We start from the raw sequence: 22,104 nt of genomic DNA, 5'->3' as shown, positions 1-22,104 counted from the left end.
ATGTAACGCCTAGAATTTAATCACCTTTTACATGGAGAGATTAATTATGAAGGCTTTAACACAAGGTTTATTATTTATTAGCGTTTTCCTGTTATTAACATTTAAGGCTTATGCTAACCAAAATATTACGTTTGAGGCGGGAGACAACACTATTGCTACTAAACTATGCGTAGCAGCCGTCAGCAACGACTTAAAGAAAACTAAATTGTATATTAGTCGTCTGGGGATGATGGCTGGAATTCACACAGGTATGTATGGTCGTACAAGTTTTGCAAGCGATGACATACTATGTAACGACACAGATTTAGTTAAATTTACCGCTCAATACAATGCCAAAGACACCTTTGAATTCATCAATAAACGGGCGTTGAAAAAATATCGTTTAGATGCTGAAGAAATAAAGATCATTGATTTAGCCAGACAACAGAGAATGAACAATTCACCTAAAGTTATCTTGATAACGAGTCGTTAATCGATCTCTATAAAAACAGTTAATTTAGTGGCTAAGTTTTTACTTAGCCACTTTTTATTAAAGATAATAAATACAGTGGTTCGTATTCTTATTAAGGTTGATATAATATAAGCACAAATAATAATTTTAAATGTTAGTCTTCAGGAACAATCAATGTCAGCAATACTCCCCTCTTGGCAAGCCACTAAATTAATTACTCGTATGGATAAACCCATAGGTACCTATTTATTGCTTTGGCCAACATTTTGGGCACTATATGTTGCAGCTGAAGGATTTCCAGGTTGGCATCTAACCATAGTATTTGCTGTGGGTGTATTTATTATGCGCAGCGCCGGTTGTGTAATTAATGATTTTGCCGATAGAAAAGTAGACGGAAAAGTTAAACGAACTGAACAACGCCCCTTGGTTAGTGGGCTAATGACAACTAAAGAAGCAATAGCCTTATTTTTTACGTTATTAGTTGTTGCTTTAGCGCTTGTGTTGACGCTCTCTTGGTACAGCATTGGTTTATCAGTAATTGCTGTAATATTGGCAGCAAGCTACCCGTTTATGAAACGTTTTACTCACTTTCCACAGGTGGTATTAGGCGCCGCATTTAGTTGGGGCATGATCATGGCGTTTGCAGAAACTCAACAAAGCATTCCTTCTACAGCATGGTTAATGTTTTTCGCTAATGTTCTGTGGACTATTGCCTATGACACTATGTATGCCATGGTAGACAAAGATGATGATCTACTTATAGGAGTCAAATCGACCGCAATTATTTTTGGCCGACTAGACAAAGTGATAATCGCCTTATTACAAATTTTGGTTCTGACTCTACTGGTTAAAGTTGGACAAATTCAGCAATTTAATATGTTCTATTATTTAGGTCTTATTTTTGCAGCTGGTTCATTCATCTACCAACAACATTTAATTAAAAATAGAGACCGGGATAATTGCTTTAAAGCGTTTTTAAACAATCATTACGGGTTATTGATTGTATTACTCGCTATAATAATTCAATACTAACGCCACCTTTATTACACTCACCTAGGGATCTCTATGCTTAGCTATCGCCACTCTTTTCATGCCGGTAATTTTGCCGATGTACTCAAGCATATTGTGCAAGTGGAAATATTAGATTATTTAGGCCAAAAAGATAAAGTCTTCGACTATATCGATACTCACTCTGGTGCAGGACTGTTCAACTTAAACTCTGAGCATGCGACTAAGCTGGGAGAATACTTAAATGGTATTGCCAAATTAAACGAAAGTGACTTTCCAGAGCTTAGAGAATATTTTAGAGCCATTAAAGTACACAACGACAGCGAACAATTAGAGTATTACCCTGGTTCACCTGTAATTGCTCAACACTTTTTACGTAATGAAGATAAAGCCTGGCTCTTTGAATTACACCCTACTGATTTTGAATTACTAAATGAAAATATAAGACAAACTCGCCGGGTAAAAGTTAGGCAAAGTGATGGTTTTGAAGGATTACTTTCGGTAGTACCACCAATCTCACGTCGTGCTTTTGTACTGATTGATCCACCTTACGAAATAAAAACAGATTACGATAAAGTATTTAAAGTTGTTGCAAAAGCCCATAAAAAATTCCCAACTGGTACCTACGCTATTTGGTACCCCGTTGTCGATAGACACCGCATTGAGAAGTTAGAGAAAAGCTTTGCTAATAGCGGCATCAAAGACATTGTTCGTTTTGAGTTGGGGTTGTCAGCTGATACGGCTGAACATGGCATGACATCTGCTGGCATGATAGTGATCAACCCACCATGGACGTTAAAAGCGAAAATGGAAAAGCTTTTACCAAAATTGGTTAACGCCGTTAATGAAAATGGTACGGCTTTTTATAAGTGCGACACTTGGGTGCCAGAATAATTAGAAGCTGACTACGCGGCTAAGATTGCTCTTTTATCAAGTCGATAAACGCTTTGCCATAGCGTGCGAGTTTCGTATCACCCACACCGGTTATCGCCAAAAACTCGGTCGAATTTCTTGGTTTTAAACGGGCCATTTCAATTAGTGATGCATCGTTAAATACAATAAACGGTGCAATATCTTCACTATCAGCAATATCTTTGCGCAATGTACGAAGTTGTTTGAATAAAACTTTATCGTAAGCCGACGTTGCTTTATTTTGTTGCCAGTAGCCTTGGCTTTGTAACCTTGGTCTTGCCATCATTAAAGGCTCAGTACCTTTAAGTGCCGCCTTGGAAGCATTGGTTAAACACAGGGCTGATTGCTGTTCGATATCTTGTTGTAAAAAACCTAAATGTATTAATTGTCTAATTACTGAAAACCAATAACCACGAGTTTTATCTTTACCAATACCAAAGGTACTTACCTTATCGTGTTCTTTTTGGACAATTTTATCGAGCTCTCGTCCTCGAAGCACATCAATAACATGATGTATATCACCGCTTTGATTTATTCTAAACACACAAGATAATACTTTTTGGGCATCAACTGTCGCATCATATCGACTCGGTGGGTCTAAACAGATATCACAGTTACCACAGCCATTATTGGTGTATTCGGCAAAGTAATTTAGCAGCACTTGCCTTCTACAGGTTTGTGCTTCAGCAAAACCTGACATCGCGGCAAAACGTTGTAATTCAACATTAATACGCTGTTCATTTTCATTTTGCGAAATGCGTTTCTTTATTCGTTCAATATCTTGGCTATCGTATAAAAACAGCGCCTCTGCTTTTAATCCGTCACGACCTGCTCGGCCAGTTTCTTGATAATAAGATTCCAAGGTTCTTGGCATATCAAAGTGCACCACAAAACGCACATTGGGCTTATTTATACCTAAACCAAACGCCACAGTAGCTACAACAATCTTGATATTATCTTTAGTGAAACCGTCTTGAATAACACCACGGATTTCAGTTTCCATACCGGCATGATAACCGGCACAGTTATATCCTTTAGAGGCTAAAAAGCCACTTAATTTATCTACTTGCCAGCGACTATTACAATAAATAATACCGCTTTCATCGCCCATTTCTTTCAGGTATTCAAGCAACTGTGTTTCACCATTGTATTTATCTGCTAAGGTATAGCGGATATTAGGTCGATCGAAACTATCAAGCAGCACGTACGGGTTAGTTAGTTGCAGCTGATTTAATATATCTTTGCGTGTAGTAACATCTGCGGTTGCTGTTAAAGCAATAACCGGCGTGTAAGGAAAGTATTCTTTCAGCTTGCCAAGTTGAGTATATGATGGCCTAAAGTCATGCCCCCATGAAGAAATACAATGGGCTTCATCGATGGCAAAAAAACTGATTTGTACTTGTTGAATGCTTTGCAAAAAATAATGATTTAATAAACGCTCAGGCGCCACGTACAATATTTTGATCTCACCATTGGCAATCTTTTGCATGGTTTGATTGATAGTTTGCCCGTCTAAACTTGAATTAATATAGGCCGCAGAAATCCCCTGTCGACTTAAGCCATCTACCTGGTCTTTCATTAAAGCGATTAATGGTGACACAACAATGGTTAACCCTGACATTATGGTTGCAGGCAATTGATAACATAAAGATTTACCACCACCGGTGGGCATTAATACCAAGCAATCTCTACCTTGCAATAATTGCTCAATAACTTGCTGCTGGCCAGAGCGAAAGCTTTGATAGCCAAAATGATGATTCAAAGAATGATGCAAGTCAGGTAATTGTTGTTCGGTGTTAGCGTCAGTTTTCAAGAGATTATCGTTATTATTAGGTAATTAGCCCATTTTAACCTAGCTCATCAGTTGATCGGTAGACTTTTCTTGTAACTAAGTTACTCTACATACAGAAACGCTTATTTTTGAGGATGTTATGGAAAAACAAATTATTTTCGAACAAGTAATCGACATGTGGAACAAACACATTGCCTTCAATTCATTACTTGGTTTCACGGTCACTAAAATGGAAGAAGAGTACGCTGAAATTAAGTTTGAATGGCAAGATAAGTTAATGGGGAATCCTGTTCAAAAAATTCTTCATGGAGGCGTTACCGCTTCTGTTTTAGATATGGTTGGCGGCGTGGTTATATCTGCCAATATGATCAGTCGCATCAACAATCCTGATAAACAAAAAGTTGCCGAAAAATTAGGTAAATTCTGTACCATTGATTTGCGCACAGACTTTCTTCGCCCGGGTAGAGGTGAATCATTTGTCGCTACTGCTCGTATCATCCGTCATGGCAGCAAAGTGGCTGTTGCGCGCATGGAGTTACACAATGAAAAAGGTGAACATATTGCCTTTGGTACCGGTACCTATATGGTGTAACCGAATAATATTGTCTATTTAAGGAGCTATTATGTTAGGATCCGCGCGAATAGTTCTTCTTAACAATTGGCTCGTAAATTATGACGCAAGTAAATGAAAATAACAGTGGTGTATTAAACGCACTTGCGGCTTATTCTATGTGGGGACTTGCTCCACTATATTTCAAATTACTTGAGCACGTATCCGCTCCTGAAATATTAGTACACCGTATAATTTGGTCCTTTGTCCTTCTTGTTATCATTGTATTAGCCATGGGAAATTGGCGAAAAGTGCAACGCATACTGGTTAATCCTAAAATGCTCGCCTGGTTGCTGTTAACTTCGGTAGTCCTTGGGGCCAATTGGCTGATATTTATTTGGGCAATCAACAATTACTTTATATTAGAGGCGAGCTTAGGGTATTTTATTAACCCGCTGTTTTCTGTCGCCTTAGGTATGTTATTTCTAGGTGAACGATTACGAAAATGGCAGAAAATTGCGGTAGTTTTCGCCTTGTGTGGCGTGATTATTCAATTAATTAGTATTGGCAGCATACCGGTTATTGCTCTTGGTCTTGCTGGTACTTTTGGTATCTATGGTCTATTTCGCAAAAAGTTAATGGTTGAATCAGTACCAGGGTTATTAATCGAGTCAGCGTTAATGCTGCCGTTAGCAATTATTTATTGGTTGCTATTTATGGATACACCAACAAGCAATATGCTGGTAAATGATACTTCACTAAACATCACTTTGATTGCTGCCGGCTTAGTGACTACCGCACCGTTAATTTGCTTTACCGCGGCCGCAAAAAGACTATCGTTGGCAACGTTAGGGTTCTTCCAATACCTTGGCCCAACAATAATGTTTATCTTGGCAATTGCTTTATTTAAAGAGCAACTTATTTTTGAAAAGCTGCTTACTTTTGTATTTATCTGGTTTGCAATTGCAATTTACAGCTGGGATTCTATTCGTAAAATTAAACATTCAAAAGAATAACAAAAGCGACAAATCTAATTCCTTCCCTGGCGGTTTGCATTCCTTCATCTATGAAGTAAAAAGGCTTCATTAGAAGCCTTCAGCTGCCTTTTCTGCTTTATTTATACGTTGTTTAATATCAGGGTGAGAACTAAAATACTTTAGTAATGCATGCTGCTTTTCTGATTTTCCAGTCAATCCCCGCATTGCATCAGCAAACGCTTGTGGCGACTGCCCTATAAGGGATAATTTAGCAACGGCAAAATCATCTGCTTCACTTTCTAAATCTCTTGAATAAGTATTTTGTAGTAATGTTACTGCTGTTCCAGAAAATATTTCTACCAGGCCTTCCAAATCACCAAAAAAATAAGTCATCAACAAGGTGGTTCCTACTGATTCAGCAAGAATTTTCATACTGTGATTAAGCTCAACATGGCCAATTTCATGCAGTAATATTGCAGCAATCGCTTCTGGCTTGTCTTTAAATAGGAGTACTAACTCGTCCGTAACAACCACCGTACCACCAGGCAGTGCAAACGCATTAGCACCAATGCTTTCACCTTTACGAAACTGTAACGAATAAGCGCCATGGTCTAACCTTAAATCTTTAAGCAAATGTTGCCACTGAGTTTTTATTTCTTCTTGCTGAGAAAGCTCTAAGTCACTGACTTCAAACATCACCCCATCATAGATACTTAACACTTCATCATCTATGTCAACTTTAATTGAATGCGGTACCTGTTTAGCCACAGCTTCAGCCATAGAAGGAATAATATAATTGACCAATAAATAAAAACTAACCGGTACCAGCAACAGGGCAATTAACCAAAATACCCTACTTTGCTCGAACAGATGTAAAATGTAATTACTTTTTGGAAGTTGGCCACGTAATATAGTAACCATAGGGTGATCGGCTGGAAGTATTAACAAATCACCATCAGGGAAGTTTACTTCACAAGGGACTGAGCCCAATGCAGAACTGACCTTACACGAGTTAATGTTTTGATTAAGTAAAACATCTTCAGAGTTTGGGCAAGCAATGCTAATGCGACCATTTTCAATCGAAACATATACTTCGCGGGCACTATTATTGCCCGCGAAATAGTACTTAGCTAAATCAGTCATTAAACTAACGCTACATCCACATCAAATACTTCCGCTACTTCTTCAGATATTGCAGAGTTGTTTTCACTGATAATATCAAGTACCTGTTCTTTATTATCGTTCATATGAACTTCAGTACGATCAACCATATAGTTCATCATCCTAATTTTAACCCATGGAAATGCCAAGCCTAGTGTACACAACAACGCCAACATATTAGTTAGCTGAATAACCGCCAGACTGGTAAAGGTAAAATTCGATTTAAAGGTCGCAACATCTTCAAGCTCTGTAGAAGCAAATATATGATTGCGAATTTGCGTTATATAAAATGCTTGAATAAAGCTAAACACCAGAACATAAACTGCAAATATTACTATAGTCATCCATTGCATACCTTCAGCAGCATCAGCCTGCATATCAGTAGCAGACATTCCAATAACAAGAGCAAATAAACCAAAGATGGCAATTCCCATAACTGCAGTAACGATACTCGTCATATAATAAGTGGTGGTACAAAGCTCCGCTTTAAATTGGCGATCGCCATAACGAGTATGATTCACGATAAATTGGTCCATGCGCTTTAACGCATAAGGAAATAATAAGTAAAGGGTAAACACACTAATGATAGGAAAAACTAAAAAGTTTAAAAATGCCTCTCCATATTTACCAGTAAAATCAAAACGCACATTTCGATAGCTGGTCATGCGCATTTTAAACCGCAAACTTGCACAAATTAGCCAAGGCATAGCGAGCAGTAAACATCCCATAATAGCCATTCCTGCAATAGGAGATATCATCGACACAACATAATAACTACCAAACAGTAGTACTGCGATAATTCGACCTTTTAAAATTTGTAACGGTGTGGCTAGATAAGAAAAGCTATGATTATCGACTTCGGTACTCGCTTGAAAGTATCGGTTTGTTCTTACTTTTGCCCATGCAGAGTAAATACCTAAGGTAAGAATCGACAGTAATATATTCACTATCCAAATCTTAAAAAATTCGCCCGCTTTACCGTTAAATTTAAATTCTACGGGGTGTGTGGCCATTAACTTAACGTCATGATTGGCTGAATCTTCAGCGCGGTTTTCTATGTTATTTTCCATGTTGTTTCCCAACTTGATTATTATTATTTACTGGACTTTTGTCCAAGTACACACATTCTGTTAACAATGCGTTAAAATATCAACCTTTGATTTGGAAATTTTGTAACTATTCTTGGGTTTTGCTTATGTACTCATAATTTACGAGTAATTGTTTCACGATGGCCATGTTGATTGGCTGTTAGCAGGAAGCCACTTTATACCAACAACAATAAACGGAATATTCGCCCTATAAGGCGTTTCACTTATCTGCTTTCGATTTTTTCAATCTTTGCTCCGAAAGCAGCCATTCAGGGTTGCGCTTTAACGATTTAATAAATTCGACTTTTCGAAAGCGTAGCGCCGACCAATCGTCATCTATCGCTACTTGTCTAACGCCTTCATAACCCAACTTTCCCAATAATTGCCAACCGTGATCACGACTGATATCACTTTTATATTTTTTAGATGACTTTTTCGGATAAGCAAACCATAACACCGCATCATCGACGATATTTGCAGTTACTTGTGGACCACAAGCATCTAATTCTTTCTGGTTCTCAACAAAGCAAAGGACAAAATCAAAGCTGCTATTCATATCTAGCTGCCCGGCTACTTCAATACTTTTTAATTGCTGCAGTTCTTGTTCGAACTCTCTCGGCGCATTAAGGATTAATAGTTGTTGTTGATCTTTTAAATTAAGTTTCTTAAATAATGCTGACATTGTTGCCCCCGTATAAGCATTCAATAAGTCTAGCGTATTTTGTTAAATAAAAAATAGAGCTAAATCCCAGTACTGTTTGCTTTTGCGCCTTGGTTGTTTATTACAATTTCGCCTAGAAACTACTCAGAAAGTTCGATTAAAAATCGACTTTGGACAAAATTCGTTACAAATAATACAGCAAATCAGAGCTCGCAAATTTCCTTTTCCCAGAAAACCCTGTTAATAATTTGTTAACTGGATTTTGTAGTCGGCTGTTGAAAAATTATTTTTTGACGCTGTAGTTCAGTATAAAAATAATCACTATAAGGAACAGGGAAAATGTTTAAACTATCAAAAATAAACCGATCAGTTTTACTCTATACAAGTGCAACTTTATTTACTTCAACAGGATTTAGCGCGATAAGTGCTGAAGATGAAACAGATATTGAACGCATTGAAGTAACCGGCTCACACATCAAACGAACAGATATGGAAGGGCCCTCACCGTTAACCAGCTTGTCAGCCGATGACATTGCCAAGTCTGGCGTTACCGACCTCATCAGTTTATTCACTAAACTGCCAATTGCCGGTCAAGGGACATTCTCTACCCAAGCAAACAGTAGTGATGACACTGCTAATGGTGGCTCTAGTGTTTCATTGCGTGGTTTAGGTGCTGATTCAACGCTAATTCTAGTCAACGGTCGCCGCGTATCAGTCAGCCCATTTGCTAAAGGTATTGATACAGCGTTTGTGGATATTAATAACATTCCGTTAGCTGCGATTAAACGAGTTGATATTCTCAAAGATGGTGCATCAGCAACTTATGGCTCTGATGCGATTGCCGGTGTAATTAATATTATCTTACGTGATGATATTGAAGGCGTTGAAATAAGCGCTAAAATTGGTGACACCGCTGATGGTGGTGGTGAAGAAGAAAATGTTAGCCTTGTTTGGGGTAACAGTACAGAAACCACTAGCCATACCTTTGTTTTAGATTACTTCCGACGCGGAGAAATTTTATACGCAGATCGAGATTATTCTGAATCAGCAAACCAAGCGGCACAACGCCCTAACGATGAATTTGCCACTGACTTTAGAAGTTCATCAGGTATTCCGGGCACAATTGCTTTAGCATCAGATCCAACAGTTCGATTACCAGATACCTTTGGTAATGATCACTGTCCAGCTGAAGATATTGATACCGCCAATAATTTATGTCGCTATGATTATGCGCCGCACATGTCTATGGTGCCACAAACTGAGCGCTTTAGTTATAACTACATGGGTAAATATGAAATCAATGATAATTTAGAGTTCTTTACCGAGCTTAACGGACAAAACGCCAAAACCATGATCCGTGGTGCCGGTAGCCCAAGCTTTAATGAGTTATTCATGAGTGGTGATAACGCCAATCATCCTATGGCTGATGATCCAACTCACCCATTTTACATGCAAGATTTAACTATGCGACGCCGTATGGTTGATATCGGCAATCGTAAGAAAGAAGTAGACACTGATTACTATCGAGTGATTACTGGCTTACGTGGTGAATTTGGTGAATGGAACTGGGAAGCTGCCTACAGTTACATTAAAAGTGAATCTGTAGAGATGGGCGTAGATGGTTATCCAAACTCACAACGCGTACAAGAAGCGATAGATAGCGAACTGTGGAACCCGTTTGAACCGTCATCAAACTCAGCGGAAGCACTTGCGTATATTGAAACTAATACTACCCGAGTAGGTAAGTCTACCAATAAAACCATTGATGCAAAAATTTCTGGGCCGGTATTTGAAATGCCAGCGGGCGATTTAATGATTGGTGTAGGTGCGGAATATCGTGAAGAGTCAATTAGCGATAACCCTGATGATCAATTCTTACGTGGTAATGTATTTGGTACTGAAGCAACTCAAGCGAATGGTAGTAGAGACAATACTGCGATATTTGCTGAGTTAGCCATTCCGGTATTAGATTCATTAGAAGTTCAATTAGCTGTTCGTCATGAAGACTATAGTGACTTTGGTACTACAACCGATCCGAAAGTATCTTTCTTATGGGCACCTTTGGATAATCTAAGTTTACGTGGTTCATATGGTACCGCATTTAGAGCACCTTCTTTACATCAATTAGGTTTAGGTCGTACAGATGAATCGCCAAACTTAGTTGATACCGTACGTTGTGATGCGGTAGGTAATATTAATAAAGCCTGTGAGCCGCAAGAATATACCGCGGTATTTGAAGGTAACCCTGATTTAGGACCAGAAGAATCAACAAGTTACAATCTAGGCGTAGTATATAATGTTACCGATAACTTAAGCTTCTCGGTCGATTATTACAGTTACGAGATTGAAGATATTATCGACTCAGATACGCAGTTTGTATTTAGTAATTTTGGTGCTGATCCTGATGTGGTAGAACGCTTACCATCGACATTACCTGGCGATCCTGGTGAGGTCGTACAAATATTTGATTCATTCCAAAATATAGGTGATTTAGATACATCTGGCTTAGATTTCGATTTACGTTGGAATTTAGACACCGGCATGGGTCAATTCAAATTATCTTATGTACTTAACTATGTACTTGAGTATGAAGATAAACGTCCTGATGGTAACGGTGGTCAACGTATTGATACGGAAGCTGGTGATTTTGAACAACCAGAATTTCGTTGGACTGCAGGGGTAGATTGGATAAGCGGCAACGGTAACATCGGTGCAAACGCTGCAATAAACTATATTGATGAATTTGAACAAGATGCTTCTGTGCAAGCACCTGGTATTTCATCTTTAGATTCATTTGTAACGGTCGATGCAGCAGTAAATTACTATGGTTTCGAAAACACAGTATTTACTTTAGGTGCAACAAACCTATTTAATGAAGAGCCTCCTTTTGCCTACCATGACTTTATGGGCTTTGCCGTAAATGTGCATAGCGGCCAAGGACAATTCGCTTACTTAAGAGCTAGTTACAAGTTCTAACTAAAACTTAGCTAAAACTCCACAATGGTGACGTTGTGGAGTTTTTTATATGTCGTATTTGGTAGGAGTTCACTAGTTCACCTGTAAGTCTGTTAACCCATAAACAATGCTACTATTCCATGCCGCGGCACAAGGTGCTTTAGTTTCAAATTGAAATTCAAACATTAGCTCTTTATCTTCATTTACTCCTTGAATGATCGTTGCAATGGGCTCTGAATTAAGGCGGTTTACCGCAGCAAAATTTACTAAATAATCCCCTGTAACTGAACTTTCATCTTGATAGATACTTGAACATACATCACTGTATATAGCTGGGTCATACTCCCATGAAACAGAAGCAGTCAATGTATTCTCATCAATAACATATTTAGCCGAAGGGCTTGAAGTGAGTGCAAGACCTTCAGGTTGTTCTTCAGGTTGGTTAAAACTGAACTGACCATCATTAAATAGCAATAACTCACCCGCAACTAAAGACAGCGCATGTTGCCCAATTGGCTTGGTATCATTTGATAATAACGACAACGTTCGTAACGATGGATAATTTACATACCAGTGTTTACTTTCATCCCCTAGCAGCCACTTGATTTTTGCGGTTTTATAATCAATTTTGATGACAAAATTTTCACGGCTTGAAACGATAATTGAATCATCACTTTCACTGTAAATAGCCGAGTTCATATGAAACCAATCAACTCCGTTTCGAACAAAATTTGCAGGGTCATCGCCATTTTCAATCATGTAATCTGACAATATATCAGCAAAGTCCCATGTATTAATGACATCGCCGCTTTCATCTACTTCAAGTAAAATTGATTCAATAATTTGCTCAGTAGTTCCTGATTTATTGGCGTCTACTTCAACAAAGTAACCTGTTTTTCCCTTACTTAATTCGTGGTGGGCTGCAATGTCAGTAAACTCATCATGATTAATCTCAACGCTGGAAAATGTACCGTCCAGCTCTAATGTATAGAGTTTGTTTTTTAACGCTATTCTAAATGCACCATTATCGAATATAGATGAATAACCGTTGTAAAATTCATTATCAGGCATATATGCTTGCCATCGGACATTACCATCAACATCCATAATGACTGGTCCATGCCTAGCCGTTTTCATTAATAAATAATCATAACTTGGTGACGATTGATAAAGAGATGGTGATGATATTTTATACTGGTTGAACGGGCTATCTTCAGGTTCAATCAGTGTTTCAGTTTCAACTTGTTTAGTTAAAAGTTTTGTAGAGCCATCGATAAACTTAAAAGCTAATTCAATAGTATTGTTATAGCCACGATACATGCCAAATATTGGTAGTTGCACGCCTCCATCAATTTTACTTAGCCGTTCAATCTCGTATGTTGCCTTAATTTCTGAGGCAACGGCTTGTTTTTTCGCCAGAATCGAAAATGACACGCTTTCGAGTACAGAATCATCCAGTTGGATATCGAATGCTGAAATAAATATGGAAGAACTAGGATCGTTTTCTATAACATGTTCTGCCACAAGAGAGCTGCTCTGTGCCAAAGTCAAAGCTTTGACCAAGATGGAAATTTCTTCTGTTGTTTGGCCAGCAGCATCATCAGTAACCGTTAAGGTAAAAGTTAATAGCTCATCAAGTTCAATATTGGGCAATAAAATCATTAATTCAGCTTCAGTATTGCTCACTAAGTTTGCTGCTGTTCCTGATACTTGCTGCCAGTTGTAACTGACAATTTCGCCATCTTCATCACTCGCTGTTGCAGCTAAATTCAACACACTCAACTCGTTAACTTGTTGAACAGCATCAATAGTGATTGATGGTAGTTTATTCACATTTAGCACCGATAAGCTAACAGTTTCTCTAGCTTCAGCTCCGTCGTTATCTTGTACCGTAAGGGAAAATTCTAATATTTCATCCTGAGCTATTTCAGGTGCCGTAAAACTAACGGTTAAATGATTAACGCCGTTTAGCACAACAGGCGTGCCTGCTATTTGCTGCCATAAATATGATGAAATAACGCCATCATCATCAGCTGCAACAGCAGATAACTCTACAACTTCAAGCTCGTTTGATTCTACCGGGGCATGTATCGCTAGAGTTGGCGAAGCGTTTAACGCTTTATCATCGCCTCCACAAGCAACTATTATCAAACATACCGTTGCTGTGATTATAAAACGTGGGATTTTTGAGAGCATATACTTCATGCCTTAGATAATTGATTTAAAAAAAGGAAGGGGTGAATACCCCTTCCGAAAACTTCATACTCAGTGTTAACGCTATTACCTGCGTCTTAGCACTGTGGCGAATACGCCAATCAATATGAATAAAATACCGGTTGAGCCTCCACCAGAAGATTTCTTTTCTGGTTCAACGTTTGCAATATTGATTGTTACTGTTGCTGTATCTGAAGAGCGACCATTACTAACAGTCACTTCATAGCTGTAGCTACCAGAAGCAATTAAGTCAGTTGGTGTGGCAAAACTAACTTCTGCAGAATCTAGTGCACTCAATGCTAAAGCAGTACCTGATGTTTGCACCCAGGTGTAGGTCAGCACATCAGTTTCCACACTTTTTACACTGTTTAAGGCTGATAATGTAACGGCTGCTGTACCTTCGTTTATTGATAACGAAAGGGCTTCGTTATCATTGATTAACGCTTGTACTGGCATTTCGATAGTTATTGGTGCGCTATTTAATACGACACTACCAACGCCATTGACAGAATATTGTGCAGTTAACAGGTAGTCACCTGCAGCATTAATTTGTGTGGTCGCAATAACAAAATCAATTGTACTTATCTCGCCATTTGCCGGTTGAATAACAGTAAATTCGATTAAATTACCTGTTACCACCGCATCAGACGTTGAAGACACCAAGGTGAAACCTTCTGGTAAAGTTACACTCACCTCATAACTTTTATCAGATGAAGTACTGTTAGCAGGTAGTTCAATGGCATAATCTAATTCAGCGCCAGCAACAGCTTGCTCCAGCGCTGCTGACAGCACCGCTTCATTTTCGATTGCGGTTAAACTTATTAATGTTTCCCCAACATTACGTTTAAGCTCAAGTGTTGTACCAATTTGCACTAAACCATAGTATTTCTCGCCGGGTTGAATATCATCAAGCGCATTATTCACCACCGCATTTTGTATGATTAAATTAATATCAAACAACTCATCTTGGGCTACAGTGACGGGCGCTTCGATCGTAAATGAAGGCTCTTCAGTATAATTCACCACCCCAATTTCAATAGTGACATCATCCATCGTGCCAACGGCTGTACCTTCAAAGTTATGAGCAAATACCCAATAGGTTCCCGCTGGTGGGTTTTCAATATAACAATGTTCCACAGAGTCTACGTTGCCGCTTAAACAAAGTGTTGAATAGTACAATTCGTAAAAATTAGGTACACCATCGTTATCTTCATCAAGGCCAACAAATAAGTCCATATCTGGAGATGTAGAAGAAATGATGTCTACAACAATACGTTTGGTATACGCCGGTATGACGATTTGCTTGGCAAAAATGGTATCTAAATTTCTAAATATTTCTTTATCTTCGCCTGCACCAGCCGCTTGACCAGTGTATTGTCGAGTTTTAAATAAACCAAAACCACGCACTTGCAAATCATTTGACCCCGTCGTTTGTACATCACTGATAGTAACAATGTTATGCACATTATTAATTTTAGCTTCGACCAATTCATCAGTAGTACCGGCAACGAAATTAGCCAAAACTTGTAAGCGGCTTGCACTAATTTCGCGATTGCTCGGTGTTAATTTAACGAAACTGTGAGTCCATTCATCAACCAACTCAATGTTAGCAGCAGCCGTTATGGTGATTTCCTGGCTTTCGCCAGCAGCCAATGTGAAACTTGCCGGACTAATAGTTAGGTCAACACCAGGGTTGATGTATTCATATGTTGCTGTCCATGTAGCATCTGCTGTTGCAGTTACAGTTCTGCTCCATGTACAAACTGAAATACATTTTTCTCCAACCATAGAAGATGAATTAAGCGAAGTTGGATCACCACCTGTTTGCGGGTTTGCTTCTATGTATTCAGCTTTAGAAATATCTAATAGCAAGCCGGCAGTTACCGCAGCATCGACACGAATACTACCCGCACCTTGATCGAAGAAATTTGAACGCTCTGTTTCACCATCAAAATCATCATCTTTTCGGGTATTATGTTGTGCAGTTGTCATTAACGCAGATTGCACTTGCGCAGGTGTCCAGTCTGGATGTACTGCATAAATTAATGCCATGGCACCTGCAACATGTGGGCTAGACATCGATGTACCGCTCATCGTAGTAAAAGGCACTTCAGTCACGTCTTCAGTAAATGGATGATCTTCTGAATTGGCAGCATAAATATCAACACCCGGACCGGCCACATCTGGTGCAAAAATATTCGCATAAGGTAGATTAGGACCACGAGAAGAGAAATAAGCCGCTATGTCGCCTAAAGATTCATCACTAATAAGCTCAGAGCCAGTAATGGTTAGTTGATGGTCACTGCCTGTGGCCATCCAGTCAGTTAATACTTTACCGTTAGCCGCGTTAATATGAATAGCCGGAAGTACATGATTATCGGCGTTAATGCCTGCTGTTTCACCTTCTATATTGGCTAAAATAAGACCGCCTGCACCACCCAGTTGAACATTTAAACCTTTGCGAACTCTGGCAATTTCACCACGCTGACAAACTACAATTTCACCATTGAACGTGTCTTCTTCAAATGGCTCCAAACACATTGCATCGCCAAAATCTTTCGCCAACACTACAGTGCCGGTATACGCTTTTGTCGCGCCCAGACCACTGATATCTGCTGGAGTGGTTTCACCACCACTAAAAGCTGTTAGGGCTTTTTCACTAAAGGCACGATCATGAGTATAAGCGGCTACGGTTGTGATCCAAGGTGCGTTTCCTGGTGCACCTATAGTTTGAGCATCTGGGCCACTGTTACCTGCAGACGTTGCTACATGGATACCCGCTTCACGTGCATTCAAAAAGGCAAGAGTATCAATTGAAGTCCAAGGGTCGCGATACCCTCCACCTACAGAGTAATTTAATACGTTAACGCCATTTTCAATCGCATGCTCTACTGCAAGCAATGTTAATTCTGAATAACAACCTTCATCGTTACATACTTGGTAAGACACAATATTGGCATGCGGGGCAACACCGCTAACTTGAGGAAATTGAAATTCACTTTCTTGTACGATACTGCCAATATCATCCACTACAGATAAATAATAAGGAACATCGTTTAAAATATTTCCGGCAACCGTCGATGATACATGGCTACCATGAGCATTAAAGTCGTAACCAACTTTTAATTTGTCATCAAGCTCTTCATAATTTTCATTGACCACTTCAGGTCGGTTATCTCTTATTTCAGGATAACTAACAATACCAATCAGCTTGTCATTACAAAATTGCGGGAACAGAGTACAATCACCCGGCAAATAGTTACCAGTTCCAAGTGGGTTGGTATGATCGTAACCATCACCACCAATATCGGCAAATGATGGATGATAGGCATTAATACCAGTATCGATAATACCAACGACAACGCCTTCACCTTTAGTGCCGGCATAGTCACTCACGCCATCCCAGATATTTTTCGCCTTGATAAACTCAGGGCCACTATCGGTTTGAATGTAATGCATACCAACTTTTTCTACAGACTTAACAGTTGGTTGCTTGGCCAAAACTTTAGCTTCTTCAGCAGTAATTTCTGCCGCGAGTGCATTTACGATTACTTTATAGTTGTGACGAACCTTGATGGTACGCTTTAGCGTTTTGTTTGCCAGAGAAATTATTTGGTTTTGCTTCTGGCTCAAATAAGATAAGTAGTTTTTACTACTGGTTGATTTGACATTCAATATACCAGACTGATCAGTATTGCTGCCCTTTGAAGCGGTAATGCTGGTCGCAGTTAATCCTTTAATATTGCCATCGTAGGCAGCTAATGGTTGTTCATGTAATTGGATATAATAAAGCGAGTCTTGACGGGCTTTATGTGAACGGGAATATTTTATCTTTTCTTTGCCAACGATTGGTTGGTGAATTTGCTGACCATCGTTTAAGGATGCAGCATTTGCTGAAAAGGCAAAGATACTTCCACTAAGTAGTGTAAGTAAGGTTTTAAAAGGTTTCATAGTTAAGCAACTTTTTCTATTGAATAAGGCAAGGGCTAAAACACTTACCTTAAGGAGTCTAATAAACAAGGTAAGCCCAATGGGCTTACCTTAGTGTTTAAAAGTTATTTGCGACGACGCAGGAATGACAAACCAGCAAATGCTAATAAGAATCCACCAAAGCTACCACTTGATGTGGTTTCGTCTTCAATGACAAGTTCAAGGTTTGTGCTTGTTTCATTGATACCGTCAGAAGCGGTAACGGTAAGAACATGCACACCTTCAACATCGGTAGTTCCGGAGATTAGGCCGTTTGCATAGGTCAAGCCCATAGGTAAGCCTGTTACGGTAAACGTCAAACTGTCGCCTTCGACATCAGTAAACATAGCGGCAATATCAATCACTACTTCAGCATCACTAGAGTTAGTGATAACAGAAGTCACAGAAGTGACAGTTGCTGTAACTTCAGGAGCGATGTCATTAGCATTATCAATCCAAACAGTAATCATTGCTGCTTGTGAGGCATTTCGAAGGTCCTGACTGGCTTGTACCATCACCTCAAACTTTGCATTATTTTCATAATCTAATGCTTCAGGGTTGGCAACAACCAGCTCTAATGTTTCTTGATTAATAGTAAATGGAGAGCCAGGCAATGCATTCACAATGCTTAAAATAAACTCTGAATATGTGCTAGAAGTCATACCAAAGAATCCTGCTTTATCCAGTTTAATTTTACCGACAACGGTGCCTACTTCGGCATTTTCCATTACGCTGAATACTTGCTCTGTTCGTACAGAAGCCATAGGAGTTCCATCTTCGTCAACATAGTCAGAAGGAGCGGTAATTGCGTAGTTATCATCGGTACTGATAACCATAAAGTCTGCGCCTTCAGCACCGAAAGTCCCGGCTCTTAATGCAACAATAGCGGCTTCTTCATTAGGTTCAAGAGTAATGATATGGCTAAACTCAGCGGTTTCAATTGGATTGTCATCATTAACTTTAGCAAAGCCAACTTGTACCGTGCGGTCTATATTTACCACTTCACAAACCATACCAAACCAACCATTAGTACATACTTCTTCTGGATCAGAGTAGAAACCGTGTTTAGTTGGATTAAACTGAGCAATAGGAGCAAATTTTTCTGATTGTGCATCGCGGTCAGTTTCTATATGGAAACCAAAGTTTTGGTCAAAATAGTTTAGCAACTCATTTTGTCCAGGCACGCCACGTTCGGTATTTTCTACCATGTTGTACAGGCGTTCGCCGTTCTCATCGGTAGCATAACCTTCGGCATCAAAAGTACCAGTACTAGTCGTACAATAGCTAGAGTAAGCAGGCCAGTAACCGAACTCAATCATTTCTTCTAATGTAAGGCCAGCCGCACTACAATCTGCCATTTCAGCTATTGGGTTACCATTTTCATCTAGTTCAGGCACCATTAACGGAATTGAAGGGTCATCTACAGCATCACTAATGTCATGATGTGATAATTCTTCAAGACATACTTCTGAAACAACATTAGTCCCATTTGGAGTGATACGTACCGGTAGTTTTGACTTCTTGATACGAGAAGGCCCTAGGTAAACGTACTCCATGTTGTAATCGATATAAAAGGTCGCTGGTTGACCATTTTCATCAATGTCTACATAGGGTTGGCCAAGTAAAACTGCCTCACCACCTGCTACGTCATATTGGCTAATGCCGGCAAAACTTTCATCCGCACCTGTTTCTTTCAACACGTCTTGTGAAAACATATCGTAGAAAAACAGTGGGGTTCCAATTTTATCGGTCCAGTTCGCCATAGCATCATGAGCCGGCTCCCATAAATTAACTGCGATACTCAGTTTTTTACCTGAAATTTCACACATAGGCTCGTCATATAAACCACCAGCAACAGCTTTGATTTTATGACCGAAGGTTTTAGCCTTATCTTTTGGCGGATTATCGGCTTTTACAATCACCGGGTACGCTTCATAGGTTGTTGCAGTATTTGATTCGTTGATAAACGATGACGCTAAAGCAAAATACTGAGGACTCTCATCAAAAGTGGTAGGATAAAACTGCTCCGCCCAACCGATGTTAAGCCATTCACTACGGCCTAAATCTGCATTCCAGCCTAATGATAAAGGAAACTCTTGAACCACAACATTTTTATTTATGGTACTACTTGGACGAGCTTGCACCATCCAACCAACATTTAGCTCAGGTTGACCTTCAGACGTTAATTGGAAGTAACCATTTAATTCGCTTTGTAAGTAATTTTCGCTGGTGTAATCTTCAGACGAAACCATTGACCATGCTGGCAACATAGTGCCATCAATTGTCATTTCAACATTAATTAGCACGGAGTGATTTGCTGGAACAGATACACTCTCAGGATAATTTAGGCTGATCGCAGATTGTGCTTCTTTATCACCATTGGCGTTGAAACCTAATGTATAAGTTTGCACAGAATCCGAGAAGTTACGAACCATAATCGATTTGTTGATAACTTTCTTATCTGCAACTTCATGAAAACCAAACTGTACATACGGTTGATTGCTTTCATTGTCCCATACAGCGACAGGAGAACTTGTTGCGGCTTCTATGTTTTCAACACCATGACCAATATGAAGAAGCTCCGCTTGTTCAAGAATTTCGCCAGTTTCAACATCAACTTCTTTAATATTATGGTTAGCTGTATTTGATAATAGCGCTTTAAGTTCAACCGGGCCTAGGCCAGGGTGAGCTGATTTAATAACTGCGATAGCTGCGGCAATTCGAGCTGCGGCAACAGTTGCATCACTACGCTTGCCCTTTGTTGGCGCCATATCGTCGCCACTACTGATTTTTGCTACAGGAATGTCTTGAGCAAAACTCATTACCTCAGGTTTTAAATCTCTGCTACCACGTACAGGTCCCATTGGTGACCATGTAGCTGGCACAATAGTTTCACCATCATCGGCAATAACCGCAGAACCCACAGTTACAGCAGCTGGAGCAGAACCTTCCCACGAAATCCAGCCACGATGATTCATTGCTGTTGCTTCGCCATTTGAATTTAAATGTCCGCCAATACCGGCATTAGTAACAACTGTCATACCCAATGCCGAAGCTCTTTGGATCATTTCTTGGTCTAAAATAAACCCAGAGCCTGATTGTTCATATTTATTATAAAATGCAGCAGCGCCCATTGAGTCTAATAGAACAACATCAACATGATCACTTGTATCGCCATCCTGATTTGGATCCAGTGCATGCTCCATCGCTTGTAAAATTTGAGTTCTACTAGCCCATCGTGCGCGTATACTGCCGTAGCTTTCACTCACATCAAATACTTTATAAGCATATAACCCAGCACCTGGTGCCAGCTGATGTACGATACTCGCTAACTCAGTACCCATACCTGTTGGGTAAGTAGCACCGTTCCAATGTTCGTATTGGTGATTCTGATCAATTGGGTTGGCATCATTACCATAGTTTTCTGCTTGGAAATCCCAACCACCAACGACTACGTCAGTAGGGAAACCGTCAAAGCCTGGAATGGCATCTGCACTTTCATCAATATCAGGTGTTGCAGGGTCATCTTCGACCGCTGGAATTGTTGGACCTACGGCACCATTTTCAAGTGCTTCCATGTAGCTTCCTGCAGCTGGTGGTGTCTCAGGGTCGCCATCGTCACCATATACGCCGCTACCACCAAAAATTGGCAAGGTGTAATCAATACCAGTGGAGATAATGGCAACTGTTGCTCCTGAACCGGCAGTGTCAGAATTATTATAAGGTGCCATTAATGCAACTTCTTCACTGCTTTCTTCTGCATTAGTTTGAGCTTGAACTGAAGTTCTTTTATTCGATAATACTGAACGAGACTCAAGTGGCTGACTAACAACTGACTGAACCGCATTTAATTCAGTAATTTTATTGATAACATCAGTATCACCATCCAACTGAACAGTAATAAAGTTCGACAACAAACGAGCTTGTCCCAGCAACTGAGCATTTGGAGCAATCGCTAGGATTTGTTGAAAGACCTGTTGTTGCTGTTCACTAATTTGATTCGCTTCTTTACTGTAATCGCTTCTCACCTCAAAACCACGTTCAAGCGCAGCGCTATCTTTAAGGCGAATCACTATTTGAGTGGTTGTTTCAGGCGCTGCTGAATAAGCAGCTTTGCTTTCAACAGCATTTTCAGCCATGGATGTGTTCGCTAATATCGCCGCACTAATGCCGAGCGTAATAGCCGTTTTATTAAATCTCATTAATTATTCTTCCCTTCATTTTTATAATTATTTAGTGAGAGTCACACTTTTCTTTAATGTGAATAGCACTATATTTGTTGTAAAGAAGGCGGCATTTAAGGGCAATATGATAAAACTCAAATTTAAGACAAAATAACCTCAAAATTAGCACTACAAAATGTCAA

The 22,104-nt window shown here is 39.5% G+C and carries 13 protein-coding genes; 6 read left to right on the top strand and 7 right to left on the bottom strand.

Annotated elements, in window-relative coordinates:
• The first annotated feature begins 46 nt into the window (after positions 1-46).
• From RI845_RS01985 to RI845_RS01975, 3 genes are all read left to right on the top strand, one after another.
• Positions 47-472 (top strand): hypothetical protein, encoded by a 426-nt coding sequence (locus RI845_RS01985; RefSeq protein ID WP_348388090.1) that lies wholly within the window; start codon positions 47-49, stop codon positions 470-472.
• A 153-nt stretch (positions 473-625) separates the two neighbouring features.
• Positions 626-1,483 carry a 4-hydroxybenzoate octaprenyltransferase gene (gene ubiA / locus RI845_RS01980; RefSeq protein WP_348388089.1) on the top strand — a complete coding sequence of 286 codons (858 nt, stop codon included), beginning with the start codon at positions 626-628 and terminating at the stop codon, positions 1,481-1,483.
• 33 nt (positions 1,484-1,516) lie between these two features.
• On the top strand, positions 1,517-2,353 hold the full coding sequence (locus RI845_RS01975; RefSeq protein ID WP_348388088.1) for a 23S rRNA (adenine(2030)-N(6))-methyltransferase RlmJ: 837 nt from the start codon (positions 1,517-1,519) through the stop codon (positions 2,351-2,353).
• A gap of 19 nt (positions 2,354-2,372) precedes the next feature.
• On the opposite strand, the gene recQ is transcribed toward RI845_RS01975, so the two are convergent.
• Entirely contained in the window at positions 2,373-4,184 is a 1,812-nt protein-coding gene (recQ, locus tag RI845_RS01970; protein WP_348388087.1) for a DNA helicase RecQ, read from the bottom strand.
• 118 nt (positions 4,185-4,302) lie between these two features.
• On the opposite strand from recQ, the gene RI845_RS01965 reads away from it, so the two are divergent.
• A complete protein-coding gene (locus RI845_RS01965) occupies positions 4,303-4,755 on the top strand; it encodes a thioesterase family protein (RefSeq protein WP_348388086.1) in 453 nt (150 codons plus the stop codon).
• 80 nt (positions 4,756-4,835) lie between these two features.
• A complete protein-coding gene (rarD, locus tag RI845_RS01960) occupies positions 4,836-5,729 on the top strand; it encodes an EamA family transporter RarD (protein ID WP_348388085.1) in 894 nt (297 codons plus the stop codon).
• A 69-nt stretch (positions 5,730-5,798) separates the two neighbouring features.
• On the opposite strand, the gene RI845_RS01955 is transcribed toward rarD, so the two are convergent.
• The 3 genes from RI845_RS01955 to RI845_RS01945 form a co-directional block, all read right to left on the bottom strand.
• Complete coding sequence (locus RI845_RS01955) at positions 5,799-6,833, bottom strand: M48 family metallopeptidase (protein WP_348388084.1); 1,035 nt, start codon at positions 6,831-6,833, stop codon at positions 5,799-5,801.
• Positions 6,833-7,921, bottom strand: a complete 1,089-nt coding sequence (locus RI845_RS01950) for a YjgN family protein (protein WP_348388083.1) — start codon at positions 7,919-7,921, stop codon at positions 6,833-6,835. Before RI845_RS01950 ends, RI845_RS01955 begins: the two co-directional genes overlap by 1 nt.
• Positions 7,922-8,159: 238 nt before the next feature.
• Positions 8,160-8,621 carry a hypothetical protein gene (locus RI845_RS01945; RefSeq protein ID WP_348388082.1) on the bottom strand — a complete coding sequence of 154 codons (462 nt, stop codon included), beginning with the start codon at positions 8,619-8,621 and terminating at the stop codon, positions 8,160-8,162.
• Between the two features lie 318 nt (positions 8,622-8,939).
• Between RI845_RS01945 and RI845_RS01940 the strand changes: the two genes are divergently transcribed.
• Positions 8,940-11,576 (top strand): TonB-dependent receptor plug domain-containing protein, encoded by a 2,637-nt coding sequence (locus tag RI845_RS01940; protein ID WP_348388081.1) that lies wholly within the window; start codon positions 8,940-8,942, stop codon positions 11,574-11,576.
• Positions 11,577-11,648: 72 nt separating this feature from the next.
• Here RI845_RS01940 and RI845_RS01935 read toward each other — a convergent pair whose 3' ends face one another.
• The 3 genes from RI845_RS01935 to RI845_RS01925 form a co-directional block, all read right to left on the bottom strand.
• Positions 11,649-13,751, bottom strand: coding sequence for an aryl-sulfate sulfotransferase (locus RI845_RS01935; protein WP_348388080.1), 2,103 nt, complete (start codon positions 13,749-13,751; stop codon positions 11,649-11,651).
• Between the two features lie 84 nt (positions 13,752-13,835).
• Positions 13,836-17,720, bottom strand: coding sequence for a S8 family serine peptidase (locus tag RI845_RS01930; RefSeq protein WP_348388079.1), 3,885 nt, complete (start codon positions 17,718-17,720; stop codon positions 13,836-13,838).
• A gap of 104 nt (positions 17,721-17,824) precedes the next feature.
• Entirely contained in the window at positions 17,825-21,940 is a 4,116-nt protein-coding gene (locus RI845_RS01925) for a S8 family serine peptidase (protein WP_348388078.1), read from the bottom strand.
• Positions 21,941-22,104 lie beyond the last annotated feature (164 nt).

This window comes from Thalassotalea nanhaiensis (genome assembly GCF_031583575.1).
GTDB classification, from domain to species: Bacteria; Pseudomonadota; Gammaproteobacteria; order Enterobacterales; family Alteromonadaceae; genus Thalassotalea_A; species Thalassotalea_A nanhaiensis.
This window is presented reverse-complemented; position numbering and strand designations above follow the sequence as displayed.